Here is a 14,328-nt window from a genome sequence, read left to right as displayed (position 1 = left end):
TCTTTATAGATTGCTCATATGTAATGCCATAAACCTATTGGAAATCAAAACAACAAAATCTTCAATTGATATTTTAATACGAGTTATTTTTTTATCAACGCCAAATTCCTCTCCTATCATATCAATGATGATCACTGTTTTGTCATCGATATTTCCTATCAAATATTGATTTCCTTCTATATACATCCCCTTGTATCTGTCACCTTCATATAATAAGTCATGATACTTTTCTTTTTTTTCTATATCAGAACAATTTAAAAATTCTATGGTTTCTTGCACATTTTCTTCCTCAATCTCTGACAGCAAAAAATCTTTAATTCTATTCATCTGTTGTATATCATATTTAGCTAAAATAGTGCTTATTATTTCAATTTTGTTTTTCATTTTTCTACCATTAACGTTTATCATCATTCAGCCATTTTTCATTTGCATAGTTATCAAAAAATTCTATAACTCTTTTATCAGTAAACGTATTGCTAATATATAAATCAGTTAACAAATCATCAACTTCTGGACACGCTTTATATTTTTCTATATTTGAAACTATAACATATATTAAGTCCTCATCAAATCTTAGTTGACGATTTAATGCAATAAGTGAAAACTTTTTGATATATTCATCGTTCGCCTTTCTAAAGAAAGCAGATAACAAGATGAAATAATGTTCCTCTCTAGAATTTTCATTTTTCAAAAACTCGAATAATTCTTCTTGCGAACATTCTAATGAAAATATTTCTATTGATGCTTCTACTATCTTTTTATATGTTTCAACTGATTCACCATCTTCACTATAATAATCACTATAAAATGTTGGATAAGAAAGCTTATGATACCTATATTCTTTTTCACCTACATTATCCTCGATTTCTATATAATTCGTACGATCATTATGGATAACCTCAAAACGATTTATATGATTTCCTAAGTATCTTCCTTCTTCTAAAATTTTATATGCACCATGATCATCATAAGCAATTACTGCATAAACTCTGCCTACTATCAAACCTTCTCCATCTCTACACATCGTACATTTTACTATCATATATTTTCACCCAGCTCTTCTATTCTTGAATCGAATATATAATGATTTCTATACAATACATCTTTATTCATATATTAATTCATGATTACAATTGGAACGATTTCTTCAAACACTTTTTTTCTAACTGCTTTCCTTTCTTCTTCTGTAATATTAGGAGCAAAATCAAATTTATTATTTGTTATAATAAAATTATTTTTAAACAGCTCTTCTTCTTCCACTAATACTTTTAAAACCTGACACCATGGATAATTATCATCTAATGATAAAGGTCGCATAGATATTTTTCTACCTTCTGCTATCCATCTTTCTCTTTTATATTCTAACCTCAACCAAGCTAATACATCAGTTATAATGCAAATTAACGTCATCATAGAAATATCTGCCTTTATTAGCAATATCTCATTTTTTTTATTTTTGCTTTTACTAAAGTTGATCATTAAATCAATTGATTCATTGATATTCATTTCTGCTGCACCCACTTTCAAAAATCATTCCTTTTTTAAGCATATTCTGCTTAAATCTTTCTTACTTTTAATATATGCAAATTCATTCTATCTCTAATTATCTTTGTTGTATATTTCTGAACTATTCTATTCTTCCAACCAATTCAGTAATCAATAAGATATGTTCTCTAATCTTTACTTTGGATAAATTAGAAACTTCTTCAGAGCCTCCTAATCCAAGCAATGGTACATATCCATAGCACTCATCAAATTCTAATGGTCCTTTCATTTTTAATGCTTCGGCATATTTATCAAATTCAAAGATTTCTCTTTTGAATCTATTAGAAGTAATTAGATCGCCCCAAAAATATCTAAAACTTGCTGCTATTCCTTTAAGTGTTCCATTTTTATATTTGACACTTTTTATAAAAGTATTTTTCTCCCATGTGATGATATCTCCGAATGCTGTTACCATGATCGGTATGGATACTGATGCCGCAAAAATAAGAAGCATCTAAAATATCTTGATAATCCATTGGATTTACAATTTTTATATAGCCATTCAAAATGGTTCCAAAACCATATTTTTTCCATATTTCTAGAAATTCATCTGGCAATATATTCTTATATTTTTCTAATATAACTTCATCGACATCTTTATATTTTTTAAACCCTTCAAATACATTTTCACTCATATTGATCCTCCCTAAAACATCCATCTTTGTTGATATCGTGACTCATATCAAACATTCCATTATCTAAATTTACTATTGATCTATTACACAACATAACAAACTTTATATGATATGTATACAGACTATATAAAACTTAGAAATTAATGTTTTATATGCTCAGGATTGTACAGTTTTTACGTATGATTTCTTATGTTTTTCCATTTAATCTAAATTAGTACATACAATATAAACTTTAACTATAAAATAAAAAAGAATCTAATGTTGCTAACTCAGCATACCTTTAGATTCTTCTTATCTCAAATCTGTATATAATTTTTCCACATAAATGTTAAAAGGAATTTCACAATATGTTTCTTTACTCTGAATACCAATTCATAATTAAACACAATTTTGAAAGCTCGCTTTCGTTAACTTTCCATAGAATTTTGTTAATGATTCATCATCCCAAGTATACTGAGGATCAAGAAACAAGCTCTCAATTACCGCTACTTCTATTAAGTTCTTCGTATCATCATCTCCATTTTCAAGCATATCTTCAACAAAATCAAAGATATCTGATAATTTAGATTCATTATATTCTTTAGCTTTATTTATGATGTTTGTTGTAAATACTTGCTCATAGAACACATAAGGAAGGCCCTCATAGAAGTCCTCCTCGATATTATAGATTATTCCCAAGCTTGGAAATCTTGTTATTAAAATAGTTATTGCTTTGCCATAATCATACATAAAGTATTCTCCTAATTGATCATTTAAATTCTGCATGTAGCCAAATAGACTTTAATTTTTTTGCACATAATACTGTAAGATTTTTCTCTGCAAATTGCACTCATAAATCGCTTTCTGAAACATATTTGTCACCGATACAATACCAACCAATAATTTCATCGAAATCGTTTTACTCCTTTTATAATTTTATCATTTGTATCATATTCCTCTATCCAATTAGAAAATTAACTATACGACAAGATGTTTTTTCATTCCTGTTCAAACAATATACTTCTAAATTCATCGAACATTTCAAATTCAATTTCTAATATTTCTTTTAAATCTTCATAGCTTCCGATTACTGGGCTTTTTGTCCTATAATCAACATCTATCAACATTCTTGAATATACAGCTAAAGGTGATGCCAAAATTAATTTTTTATTTTCTCTTACAATCCAAATCATATCGACAATTCCAACATCTAAGATGATATGAGCTCCATAAGTATATTTCCCATGTTTATTCTCCTTAATCTTAAAAAATTTTTCTTTGCGATCAAACTTAGCTTCGTATCCTAATTCATTTAAGATTTTCATTACTATATCAATATCAATATTTTCAAGTCTTCCATTCATTTCTGCTCTATCATCATTAAATCTCATATACAGTTTCTCATATTTTCCAACGAAATCCATATCTAATAAAGCTTGTTTAATTCTCGGTTCTAAAAATATCATTTTATCTTCTCCCTAGATTATTTATCCCTTAAATTATTCCTATTAACCAATAATATCAAATATTATAGCTTACGTACATAAGCTATATAAAAAATTAGAAATTCATGTTTTATATACTGTCATTTGTACAGATTTTGTATATAATTTCTTCTGATTCTATGTTATACATATTTTAAAATTTAATTATAATGTCATTTAAATGCGTTTCTTATTTAACATGACCTATAGTCTTATAGGTATACTATTCATTTGAACAAAATAAAAGAGAAGCAATAAGTGATATAATCAAAAGTGTTTCCCATTTATGATGTTATCAATTTTCTTTAAGCCTTTTTAAAATATTAAATGAATTATAATTTATTCCAACTCCTCCTTTTTGCATGTTGAGCTTAATTAAAGATATTATAAAAAGAATCTACCAAGACTATCAATCAAATCCTCTAATTTTTTACCATAATCATTAATTTCTCCATTGATGGAAAATCCTTTTTTGATAAGTTCATCACATACAATATCTCTTAATTGATTATATTGTTCTTTACTTAAATGATTTATATCCTCATGATAATCAAATGAAATCTTTTTCTTTTGCAAACATGTTTTTAATAACGCAATTTCGTTTAGGTTTAGTTTTTTCAATATTATTTACCTCCACATATCCATTGTGATTCTTTTGCATATGTTGTGATAACATTTATTATATCAATCATCATAGACTTTATTAATCTAATTCAACTCCTCTCCAAGAAAGGTAAAATATTTTTAGATTTAATTCTAATAATGATATTTTTTTAATACTTCTGATGATATCACGTAATTTACTTGTGCATAATATGATTGAACATAACAATAAATAAATGTTATATTCATTCTTAATTTGTTTAATAAAGTTTATATTTTCTTACAATATATCTACCAATTTATTTAGAGCATTATTGGGATTTCCACCGTTGTTGTAGCATATATCGAAACTCAATAAATCAAACTTATTTTTTCCAATCACTTTACTATTAACTTCACTTTTGATAAACTTTTTTGTGCTTTCAATACCTCAATTTTATTAAAATTTAAATTTTCAGCTTTTATTATAAAACTGCAAGTACCACTATCTTCCATAATTCACTATCTCCAAAAAAATTTTTTCACCTGATCTTCTGATTTCTTTCCATATAAAATTTTTTATTATTTAGTACAAATTCTTTAAAACTTTCCACATAATCGTCAAATTTCTTTTTGAAAAGGATGGTTTTTATACTGCCTCATTCTAGTCTTCTAATATTACTTTCTCTTGATGAATATTTGCATATAAATCAATTTCAGCTTGCCATCCTGCTATTTTTTCAGGAGTTATTTTATGCCCATTTCCTAGAGATATTAAATCGTTTTTTCTTTCATCTATACTTCGTATATGACCAATCTTTTTACTTTTACATTTACTTACAAAACTCGCAAAATCTTCTGCAATTTTAATATACTTTTTTTGTCTATCATGGAATAAAAAATTTACAGAGCCATTTCTTAAATCAATAACAATTTTATCACCAAAACTATTAATTCCAATTGGAAACATCTTATCTATTATAAATTCTTCAAGTGGTATATTTTCGATGCAAAATGTCTTATCTTCACACTCAAAGCCATAAAATCCTTCAATATCAGATGAAATTTTACTTAATCTGAAAGTTGTATCAGGTGTCAAGCCACCATTATATTTTATCAAAAATTGCCTATATTGTTTAGGTATTCGAATATTAAACTCTTTCTCCAATATCAATGTATTATCTAATACATTTTCTGCATTGAATTTTGAAATTAACATTTTTCCTCCACGTATAATTACTAATTTTACAATAATGCCATTAAAAGCATTTTAGAAACATATAAAACCGTAATATTTGACTTTTACTACTTTTGATTATATAACATTCAAACTTTTTAGTATCTTAAATTCTACTTGATTTATATCTTGTAATTGACTCCAACTATATCATTATCTTTATTACATAAAACATAATTTTTTAGTAAATCTTTTTTCATAAAATCAATATTTTCATTGTTAGTTAGACAAATATTAGCATAAACTATACAAAATATAACACTATCAATTTCACAATTTTTCTCATTAGAATCAAAATCATGTAATAATGAATAAAAAGTATCCAGCAATGAATGCCCAAAATCCTTATATAAACCTTCATATGTTTCAATTACAGCATTTTTTTATTCTTCATATGGTAACAATTTTCTCCTATTTAGTTAATATGTTTAACTCTAACAATTATAGTTATAGATTATTAATAATCTCAATTAGAACTTTTACTATTTGAGTAATTATCCAATTCTTTTGTTCATACTTATTTTATTACTATAGATATCTTTGGTACCTTCATCTATGAAATGAACCAAATCATATGGATAATACTGTTGGTTTTTTAATTTTTCATCGTTCAATTTGAAAATTTTCGCAATAGCACCTAACTCAAAACACCAGTAACCACGATAAGTATTATTTTTTGATTTATGTGTATCATACCATGAAGCATCTTTATGGAAGGAATACCATTTTTTTATCACTCTCATCAAATTTTCAACTTTATTCTCTCCATTTAACAACTCATTTAAATACGATAATATTGAATTTTTATTGTCTTTAAAATCAAATCCTAAATAACGTAAACAAGCATTTATCATACCATCATCTAAATTCAATTTTTTTACTATTGCGATTAAATACTCAGCAAAATCTTCTTTTCTTTTTTCATAGAAAACTGCAATTGAAAACATATCTATTATGTCATACATGCTATCATCTTTTGTACAAATCTCGCTATATAATTTAATCCACTCTTTATAATAGATATAAATATCTTCAATAGAGTCCCCCACTGAATACAATAATTTAAAAAGATTTTTATTGAAATTTGCTATAATCATTAACCCATTATAACGACCTCTAACATTTTCTGGTTCAAGACTTGCTAGTACTTGGCTAAATTCATTTATATTATTTTTTTCATACGTTATACATTCGTCAAAATATTCTTGACTTTTTATAATATCTCTCATAATTTTCTCCTTTTTTAAAATTTATCTGATATAGATTTCTTAATAACACCTTCTAGGAAAATGTTAATTAAATGAGTTTTAAACTTATCATGAATTAGGATGACAGCTTTCCATTTTAACCTAATTGATTCTGTCATAACCTTGTTGTTTATAGTGATTGTCATTTCTCCATTGATACCTTTTTGTATATTACTAGTAAGCTTTATGTCACCTTCTATGCCTGATAATGATCTTCAGCATCTTTTTTGCTATTTTACGATTATAATATGAATATATAACAATATTTTCTAAATCATAAGACATCTCAAATAACTTTCTACTGATACTTTCATTAATTTTCAGTATGTTTATTAGAAATATCTTGAATCATATTATTTCTCCTCTACGATTAATCTAACAGTCTAATATTATATCTATTCTTCTAATACTACACATCCTTAAAATATGAATATCATTATGGACAATGAATACCAAATCTTTTACATTGTTCTTTTATATAATTAGCCCAAGATTTTTCTATACTAATGCCAGTGGAAGGGAAATAATAAATAAGTCCATCCATATCTTTTGGATGATTAAAATCTGCCCCTATTTCCGCTATTTTTTCATAGACATTCGTATACTGATCTCTTTTAAAATATAATTGCAGCAACATTGCAAAACGCCATTTATCCATTATTACATCAATTTGCTCATCTTTTTCTAGATTAGCTAATACTTGTACTTTACTTTTAATATCTTCAACATCATCTGAAATAGCTATATCTAATATTAAATCAAAATTTTGAATGCCTTCTTGTAAAATTGATTTAGAGTACTCTATTACATCAACACTATTGATCAATTCAATTTCTAATCCTATATTCAATTCTCTCCATGTCCAATTTTGAATGAAATCAATCATTTCTAAGAATTTAAAATCCTTATACAAAGGATATACATAATTTAACATAATAACCCCCCATTAGTTTCAATATTTATGAAAAGAGCCTTTTTATCATTTAAATATATCATCTAGTGCTCCTAATTTGATATGATTTATCACGTCATCTCTTCTCATCATCTCATTTTATCATCTAGATTTTTCATTGATATAATATATAGCTTATCAAACTTTATATATTATGTACATAAGCTATATAAAACTTAGAAATTAATGTTTTATATGCACAGGATTGTACAGTTTTTACATATGATTTCTTTTGCTTTTGATCAAAAAGCAGCTAGAATTCCTCTACTACTTCTTGGAAAGCAAGTGATGAAATGACCACAATAATCCTTTGACATTATAATAGATCTTATTTCTAGCTAACTTATAATAAAATAAGCCATAACTTTATGATTATAGTTATAGCTTATTAATTTTTCTCACATTCCAAAAACTTTCATGTCATTACTCTATTTGTATTACTAATATGCCTAATCGCTTTATTATTAGAACGCTCTGATAATTTATATGCACCTTGAGTTCTGCTTGTAGATAATAAACAATTTGTAATCTACAAGCATCTGTTTGAAACTAATTTACTCACATATAATGCTATTTAACTTAAGCTCTAAATCATCTGAATTTTCATATGTACATGTTATTAATTTAAGTAAAATTAGTGTTGCTAAACCAAATATAGATTGACTTGAACCATAATATCCATGAGCACCGATATTAAATATCAGTTCTCCGGTTGAACATGCATTATCATTCAAATACTGTTTGGCTACTCGTATGATTTCTTCACCATATTCTTTAGGTATCCCAAGATGTACTTCATCTCCAAGGGTGGCAATAGTATTATCTACTATGCTTCCATCATCACATCCGATATAAACTTTTAAGTCCAGCTCTCTGCTATCCTTTTTTATATATTGTACGCCTAGTTTAGCATAATTACTAAATGGTTTTCTTTTTACACAAAGTTCAATTAGATAAGAATTCTCTTTCCATTGACTCCAATTATCCTTTACCTGTATTGGTTAGTTTTATCATTTTATACTCTCCCAAAATTTTTTCCAAGCAATAGAGAACTCTTGAGGATATTTTACCCAATCCATTGCCACTAAATTCTGCATTTCCAGAGTATGCTCCTGCTTTTAAGTTATTATTTATATCTGCCCACTAACTTCATTAAACTCTTTTACATATTCAAATGCTTTTGATCCTGCATACACGGAACCAGAACTTAATGCACTGTCAAATATCAATCCACCTAGATTGTCCTATCACTGGATTATAATATCTTGCGCGTAGATAGATCAGTCCTGTTTCATCCTGTTCTTCTCCATTATAACCGAATCCACTCTTGATGTCATCGCTATATCCATAATCTGTGTATTCGATCGCTTTATATTTGTAGCGGATATCTCCCCATGCATTCTCTGTTGTTGCCATGCCATACACAGAGTTGTTATTACCATTGACATAGTTGATCATTTTATTGATGCCATCATTTGTTTTGGAGTCTGTAGATAATCGTTCATCTTGTCCATAGATATTAATTTCACCAGTGCTGGTTGCGAGTACTTCTGCATTTTCTAAGCTCTTATCTAAGATATAGGCAATGTTTTTGTTTTCCCAGTCATCTCCATCACTGTCCCAGTTTTCTTCTTCCATCAGTACACATTTGTGATGTGTCTTACGATAGTTGCTTTGGTAACGTACAGACTCTATGATCTGATCACTGTTCTTGTCATCCAACAGTTCTTCTACTTCTTCAAAGCTTGTCTGTTCTAGGGATTCATACCATGTATCGTTGTCATAGGCTTCACTGTAGTTCTTTTGATAACGGATACGATCTCCTTGGGCATCATAGCTGTAAGTTGCCACTTCTTTAGAACCTTTGGATACCTTCGTGATCTTATGCATATCGTTGTATTGATAATTGATCTTGGTATTCTTATAGTTCATGCTTGTCTTATTGCCATAGATATCCTCATATTATATAATTTACATAGACTGTTAATCATTTGCAACTTAAGAACTCATTGTATTGAAGAATATACTGCTTAATTTTTCACTTTCATAGAAAAATTATGTCCCATAATAATCATCATAAAATTCCTTTTCTCTCTAAATCTTTTCATTAAATTTTCCATATAACCAAACCATTTTCAAGAGTTATTTCAGCTGGAGTATTTTGCATGGAAATTTCAATCATACTATTTTCTTCAATACCATTGATTTTATTTGTTTTTTTAAATATCTCTAAAACCATAATTAAGCAAACATAAAATTCTTTATATTCACTTGATTCAGGTTCCTGTCCATTGTCAGTCTCATAAATTGTATCAATTTTTCCCTTTAATGATGTTCCATCATTCCATTTAATCATCAAAATTGTTCCATTCGGATACTTATTTATTTTTCTTATCATTTCATCCATCATTTTTTTCTCCTTACGGTCTAGCAGGAACAATATGAGCTTGTCCTTTACTATTATAGTGTATAATTCCTTTAGTTGTATCTAAATATTTCCCAGTCTGCTCATCATAATATTGACCTATTACTTTACCAAAATCTACTCTTTCTTTATTGGTTCCAATTTTTGTTCCTGTTCCTGCATAATCATCAAGCAATCGTTGTGGATCTTCTCTTAAAATACTTTTAAATTTACCATTTGCTATTTCTTGATTATAATTACTAGTATCTGGTTATATACATATTCCTCAACATTTTCTGCATTTTCATTCGTTATTTCATCATACACATATCTACTTCCTGCATGTTCAATCAACTCTTCCTCTGCTTCGGCAAAGACTGATTTCTCATACACTGTAAATGATGTTGTGATGGATGCTACTGTTTTCTCTATCTTCTTTCCAATGAATGGTATACTACATACTTTTTCATTTAACCATATCGCAAAATCTGGTACCTTATCTATGATCTTCTTTGCTACATTTTTAACTCCATCTGTTGCCCATCTTAATGGTTTTAATACTGCATCTCCGATTGCACTGAATACGATGAATCCCATACTGATGATACTATCTATATACATTCCTCTTTGGAAATATATACACGCATTAATTCCATCACAGAAATCTCCTAATGCAGGTAAGAATCCTGTACTGCCTTCTTCTGTGAAGATACTTGTCAGCTGGTTGTAAACTTCATAATCTTTTTTTATTGATATATCCTGCGTTATCCATCTCAATAATGTCACTTAGGTTATTATTAGGAATTTTCCCATAAAAAGAACTATAACTACTAACAATTATAGCTTTTGAATTTAAATCATCAGTTATTCCGTTTTTGCATTTTCACTCAAAATAGTATATCAGTATATCAAAAATTCTGAATCAATCCTATTCACCTCAAATGTCACATATTTACCATACAAATATGGATAATCATAAAACAATTCATTATCTTCTATAATAAATCCTATATCTAATTTTCCATTTTCAAACAAATATCCATGTATTATATATCCAAACGTTTCACCCATTCTATTAATTTCTATTTTCTTATCTAAGCTCTCGGTTATATTCAATATATCTCCAAACAACGTAATATCTACAGGATATTCTTCACCTATTTTAATTTTATAAGGTGTAAATGCAATAAATGTAGTAAAGTCAATATTATTTATCGAAATTATTGCTTCTTCTTCTATATTATCATTTAATTCTTTAACTATTGCTGTATACATCATTTTACCTCCTCGTATAATCACGATTTAATGAATTTAAGTTTCTTCTAAAATACTTATAATTTACTTTTATACTTCGATCCATTTTATAAATACATTCATTTTTAAAATCAAAACAAATAATTCTTATTCCACTGGATTAATTACATGAATATTTTTACCATTAAGCATCTTCCAAAATGATTTGCCACTTTAAACATGATATGTCGTAATATCTCTTGCTCCCTGCAAATAATCATCAACACTTTTAATGGAATAACAAAATCTTTTTTATGTTTTTTCAAAATGCTCTTCCAATTTCTCTCTGTTCGCAAAATTAGGCTGAATATCTTTAATGTGATTATTTATACCGTTAATAATAGCTGGTGCTTTTGTAGCTCCATAACCAAACGTTGCTCCAGCATAGCTGCTCCTAATGTAGCTAATACATCTAGAAAACTATCTAAGAATTCTCCTACTGCTTTTGCACCTTTTGCAATTTATTTACCTACCGTCTTTCAATCCTTTTAATACTTCTTCTTTAAAGTCGTTTAGATTTTTACTTAATGTTTCTATTGCTGAACAAGCTGGACTTGGTAAATAAGTTTCTCTTGTTGTATTTGCTGTCTTTGCTTTTGGATTTCTTTGGTCTTGTGTTTGTGGTGCTTTATATGACGTCGATGGCTTTTGATGTGCCCTATTGTAATCAGCTTTTGTCGCATACACGCCTTTTGGTTTTCCTCCATAGTTGTAATTCATCAGTCTGGCTGCTCGTCCATTCTTATCGATGTATTTGTTTGGATTGTTTAATGCGTAAGCATAGCGGTTTTGGCTTTCAATGTTGCCTGCATTACCTCGGTTTTCATCTAGCTGGATGAATTGTCCTATCACTGGATTATAATATCTTGCGCGTAGATAGATCAGTCCTGTTTCATCCTGTCTTCTCCATTATAACCAAATCCACTCTTGATGTCATCGCTATATCTATAGAAAAAAGCGCCAAACATTGTACACCAAGTACGATATTTAAACACTTATAATACCTGTTTTCTGCTTCTTAGTCTGTATGTGTAGGGCGGTGTTACTTAGCACCCAGACATGAATTGTCTTAAAGCGACAATAACCAAGCCCACTTAACATACTTGTCGGTTGGGCTTGATTATCACCTATAACTTATTATAATTCTAATACAAGTCTAATCGCCCCACTTCAAATTCAATATAATCCCCATCGTTAATATCATTTGGAATATTGGCTTCTGAAATATCTATTTGCAATTCTCCGATGCTAACAATTTTATCTTCTCTTTTTTCTAGCTTTCCTCTCAAAGTATATTCATAAAATCCATTTTTCTTTATAACAGCAGGATAGCTTTCAAAAGATTTAACAATGTCTTTGATGTTAAAACAATATATTAAGTTTTCAAAAATATCCTTTTCATTTTGATTAAATGGATAAGAAAAGCATAATAGAGTATAAGTTCCATCAGTAATGGTTACATCCGCTTCTCTTTCATCTTTATCAACCCAATTTATTTTATCTACGATTACCATATAATTCCTCCATACTTTTTAATTTCTAAGCTAGGTGCTTTTTTACTTAATTTTGACGCCGTTTTGAAGTGAAATATGGTTATCTCACCAGTTGTTCTAAACCCTTTAACATAATCAAATACTTTTGATCCTGCATACACAGATCCAGAATATAATGCACTATCAAATATCAATATTCTCCACCACTATCTACGCCTTTTAGTTCTAGGAACTTCTCTTTATCGAAATCTGCATTCGCATAATCAGTAGCTTCTTCTCCGACTATAAAACCTGTTCCTATCACAAGTGCTTATAACAACAGACTTTATTCCATCAAAACACTATGCGTATATAAATTTCTGCACGATCATACATGACTATAATTCTTAAAATCCTTCCTCATATGATAATGAGAAAGGATTTTTTTATTATCAACATTTAGAAATCGTATGGATCAGCAACTGTAAAATCATCTTCTGTTAATTATCTATCATCTGGTAGATAAGACAAAAAATCTCTAATTGCTTCTTATAATGCTTCTTCTATTGCTTTCCCACCATTTAGGTTTTGCTTATAAACTTCACGTTTATAGGCAAGATAGATTTTTTAACAGACTCCTTATTTTAGAAGAATTATTTGAAATATTGCGATTGAAAATGTTAAATCTTTAGAACCATTTAAAAACATAAAAAGTAATCGTATAAAATATACATCCTTGTTCTATTGATCTTTTTAAATCCTGTCAATAACTTCTTATCATAAATCCTCTAGTTTAACATCATTTTCTATTTCAAAATCAAAACCTACTTTTTCCTGAAGATTTGATTCCACACTTGTAATTTTATTTAAAAATTCTTTTCTTTTATCAGAATCATTAAATCCAATATATTTAAAGTCAATTCCATTATCTAAATATAATTCATCAAATTTTTTTTGAAGTTCAATGCATTGTTGCTCTATATCCTTATCATTAAGTAGCCTATTTGGTAAATCATTATTAATAAAATTATCTTTCTCATCATATAGCCAAATGGGAAAGCATCTATATTCTAACCTTATTTTAATTTTTTTCATAATTTTCTCTCCTTACTTCATGGATGAAGGATTAGCTCCTACTATAAATCCATTATCTCCTATAGTTATTCCTACTCTTTGTGTAGTTCCATTATATACAAATTCGTAAATAGGCCTTCCTGTGCCTCTCCCTTGGTATCCCACAATCTTGCCTTTTTCAACAGCACTTGCAAGATAATCAGGTATTTCATCTTGTGAAATTCCTATTTTAATAAAGTCCTTACCATGTTTTTCAATTATATGATTTAAGCCAGCAGAATCGCCTCCATATTCAAGCCATACTAACTTTCCACTTGAATTTTTTGTTATCATAACCACATCTTCTACATTGTATTTAACTCCACTTTCTGCCAGTTCTTTCATCAACTTTTTATTAACTCTAGCTCCACTTACTCCCTTAAAC

Annotated in this window: 20 protein-coding genes and 1 pseudogene; all 21 read right to left on the bottom strand. The window is 28.2% G+C overall.

Going from position 1 to position 14,328, the window contains the following annotated elements:
• Window positions 1-3: 3 nt before the first annotated feature.
• The 21 genes and pseudogenes from DW761_RS07140 to DW761_RS07045 all read right to left on the bottom strand — a co-directional run bounded on the left by DW761_RS07140 (window position 4) and on the right by DW761_RS07045 (window position 14,288).
• Complete coding sequence (locus tag DW761_RS07140) at window positions 4-384, bottom strand: hypothetical protein (protein WP_199485605.1); 381 nt, start codon at window positions 382-384, stop codon at window positions 4-6.
• A gap of 10 nt (window positions 385-394) precedes the next feature.
• The gene (locus DW761_RS07135) at window positions 395-1,042 is read right to left on the bottom strand and encodes a hypothetical protein (RefSeq protein WP_117517145.1); all 648 of its coding nucleotides are present in this window, start codon (window positions 1,040-1,042) and stop codon (window positions 395-397) included.
• Between the two features lie 74 nt (window positions 1,043-1,116).
• Entirely contained in the window at window positions 1,117-1,527 is a 411-nt protein-coding gene (locus tag DW761_RS07130; protein ID WP_117455215.1) for a hypothetical protein, read from the bottom strand.
• Between the two features lie 100 nt (window positions 1,528-1,627).
• Window positions 1,628-1,960 carry a T6SS immunity protein Tdi1 domain-containing protein gene (locus tag DW761_RS21160; protein ID WP_199485604.1) on the bottom strand — a complete coding sequence of 111 codons (333 nt, stop codon included), beginning with the start codon at window positions 1,958-1,960 and terminating at the stop codon, window positions 1,628-1,630.
• Window positions 1,893-2,180 carry a GAD-like domain-containing protein gene (locus tag DW761_RS21155; protein ID WP_199485603.1) on the bottom strand — a complete coding sequence of 96 codons (288 nt, stop codon included), beginning with the start codon at window positions 2,178-2,180 and terminating at the stop codon, window positions 1,893-1,895. The genes DW761_RS21160 and DW761_RS21155 overlap by 68 nt, the downstream gene beginning before the upstream one ends.
• Before the next feature lie 378 nt (window positions 2,181-2,558).
• Window positions 2,559-2,909 (bottom strand): DUF7674 family protein, encoded by a 351-nt coding sequence (locus tag DW761_RS07120; RefSeq protein WP_117517143.1) that lies wholly within the window; start codon window positions 2,907-2,909, stop codon window positions 2,559-2,561.
• 248 nt (window positions 2,910-3,157) lie between these two features.
• Window positions 3,158-3,625, bottom strand: a complete 468-nt coding sequence (locus DW761_RS07115; RefSeq protein ID WP_117517141.1) for a hypothetical protein — start codon at window positions 3,623-3,625, stop codon at window positions 3,158-3,160.
• 402 nt (window positions 3,626-4,027) lie between these two features.
• Window positions 4,028-4,264 carry a hypothetical protein gene (locus DW761_RS07110; RefSeq protein ID WP_117517139.1) on the bottom strand — a complete coding sequence of 79 codons (237 nt, stop codon included), beginning with the start codon at window positions 4,262-4,264 and terminating at the stop codon, window positions 4,028-4,030.
• A 625-nt stretch (window positions 4,265-4,889) separates the two neighbouring features.
• Window positions 4,890-5,444 carry an SMI1/KNR4 family protein gene (locus tag DW761_RS07105; RefSeq protein ID WP_117517137.1) on the bottom strand — a complete coding sequence of 185 codons (555 nt, stop codon included), beginning with the start codon at window positions 5,442-5,444 and terminating at the stop codon, window positions 4,890-4,892.
• A 512-nt stretch (window positions 5,445-5,956) separates the two neighbouring features.
• The gene (locus tag DW761_RS07100; RefSeq protein ID WP_117517135.1) at window positions 5,957-6,691 is read right to left on the bottom strand and encodes a PoNe immunity protein domain-containing protein; all 735 of its coding nucleotides are present in this window, start codon (window positions 6,689-6,691) and stop codon (window positions 5,957-5,959) included.
• Between the two features lie 454 nt (window positions 6,692-7,145).
• Window positions 7,146-7,643: a DUF2247 family protein gene (locus DW761_RS07095; protein WP_117517133.1), complete on the bottom strand. Its 498-nt coding sequence runs from the start codon at window positions 7,641-7,643 to the stop codon at window positions 7,146-7,148.
• Between the two features lie 1,236 nt (window positions 7,644-8,879).
• On the bottom strand, window positions 8,880-9,593 hold the full coding sequence (locus DW761_RS07090; RefSeq protein WP_117517131.1) for a hypothetical protein: 714 nt from the start codon (window positions 9,591-9,593) through the stop codon (window positions 8,880-8,882).
• Window positions 9,594-9,768: 175 nt separating this feature from the next.
• Complete coding sequence (locus DW761_RS07085) at window positions 9,769-10,071, bottom strand: hypothetical protein (RefSeq protein WP_117517129.1); 303 nt, start codon at window positions 10,069-10,071, stop codon at window positions 9,769-9,771.
• Between the two features lie 10 nt (window positions 10,072-10,081).
• Window positions 10,082-10,285 (bottom strand): polymorphic toxin type 50 domain-containing protein, encoded by a 204-nt coding sequence (locus DW761_RS07080; protein ID WP_233513051.1) that lies wholly within the window; start codon window positions 10,283-10,285, stop codon window positions 10,082-10,084.
• Window positions 10,286-10,305: 20 nt separating this feature from the next.
• A complete protein-coding gene (locus DW761_RS07075) occupies window positions 10,306-10,842 on the bottom strand; it encodes a hypothetical protein (RefSeq protein WP_117517125.1) in 537 nt (178 codons plus the stop codon).
• Window positions 10,843-10,965: 123 nt separating this feature from the next.
• Entirely contained in the window at window positions 10,966-11,343 is a 378-nt protein-coding gene (locus tag DW761_RS07070) for a hypothetical protein (protein ID WP_147323314.1), read from the bottom strand.
• Between the two features lie 140 nt (window positions 11,344-11,483).
• Entirely contained in the window at window positions 11,484-11,624 is a 141-nt protein-coding gene (locus tag DW761_RS21390; RefSeq protein WP_233513047.1) for a hypothetical protein, read from the bottom strand.
• A 199-nt stretch (window positions 11,625-11,823) separates the two neighbouring features.
• Window positions 11,824-12,249 (bottom strand): annotated as a pseudogene (locus DW761_RS07065) (RHS repeat-associated core domain-containing protein); the annotation flags it as partial.
• A 254-nt stretch (window positions 12,250-12,503) separates the two neighbouring features.
• Window positions 12,504-12,872, bottom strand: a complete 369-nt coding sequence (locus tag DW761_RS07060; RefSeq protein WP_117517121.1) for a hypothetical protein — start codon at window positions 12,870-12,872, stop codon at window positions 12,504-12,506.
• A gap of 735 nt (window positions 12,873-13,607) precedes the next feature.
• Window positions 13,608-13,925 carry a hypothetical protein gene (locus DW761_RS07050; RefSeq protein ID WP_117517117.1) on the bottom strand — a complete coding sequence of 106 codons (318 nt, stop codon included), beginning with the start codon at window positions 13,923-13,925 and terminating at the stop codon, window positions 13,608-13,610.
• 12 nt (window positions 13,926-13,937) lie between these two features.
• Window positions 13,938-14,288 carry a hypothetical protein gene (locus DW761_RS07045; protein WP_117517115.1) on the bottom strand — a complete coding sequence of 117 codons (351 nt, stop codon included), beginning with the start codon at window positions 14,286-14,288 and terminating at the stop codon, window positions 13,938-13,940.
• Between the last annotated feature and the right edge of the window lie 40 nt (window positions 14,289-14,328).

Origin of the sequence: Absiella sp. AM29-15, from assembly GCF_003434225.1 — a bacterium.
Lineage (GTDB): Bacteria > Bacillota_I > Bacilli_A > Erysipelotrichales > Erysipelotrichaceae > Hoskinsella > Hoskinsella hominis.
The sequence above is the reverse complement of the archived record's forward strand: the minus strand, read 5'-3'. Positions and strand labels throughout refer to the sequence as shown.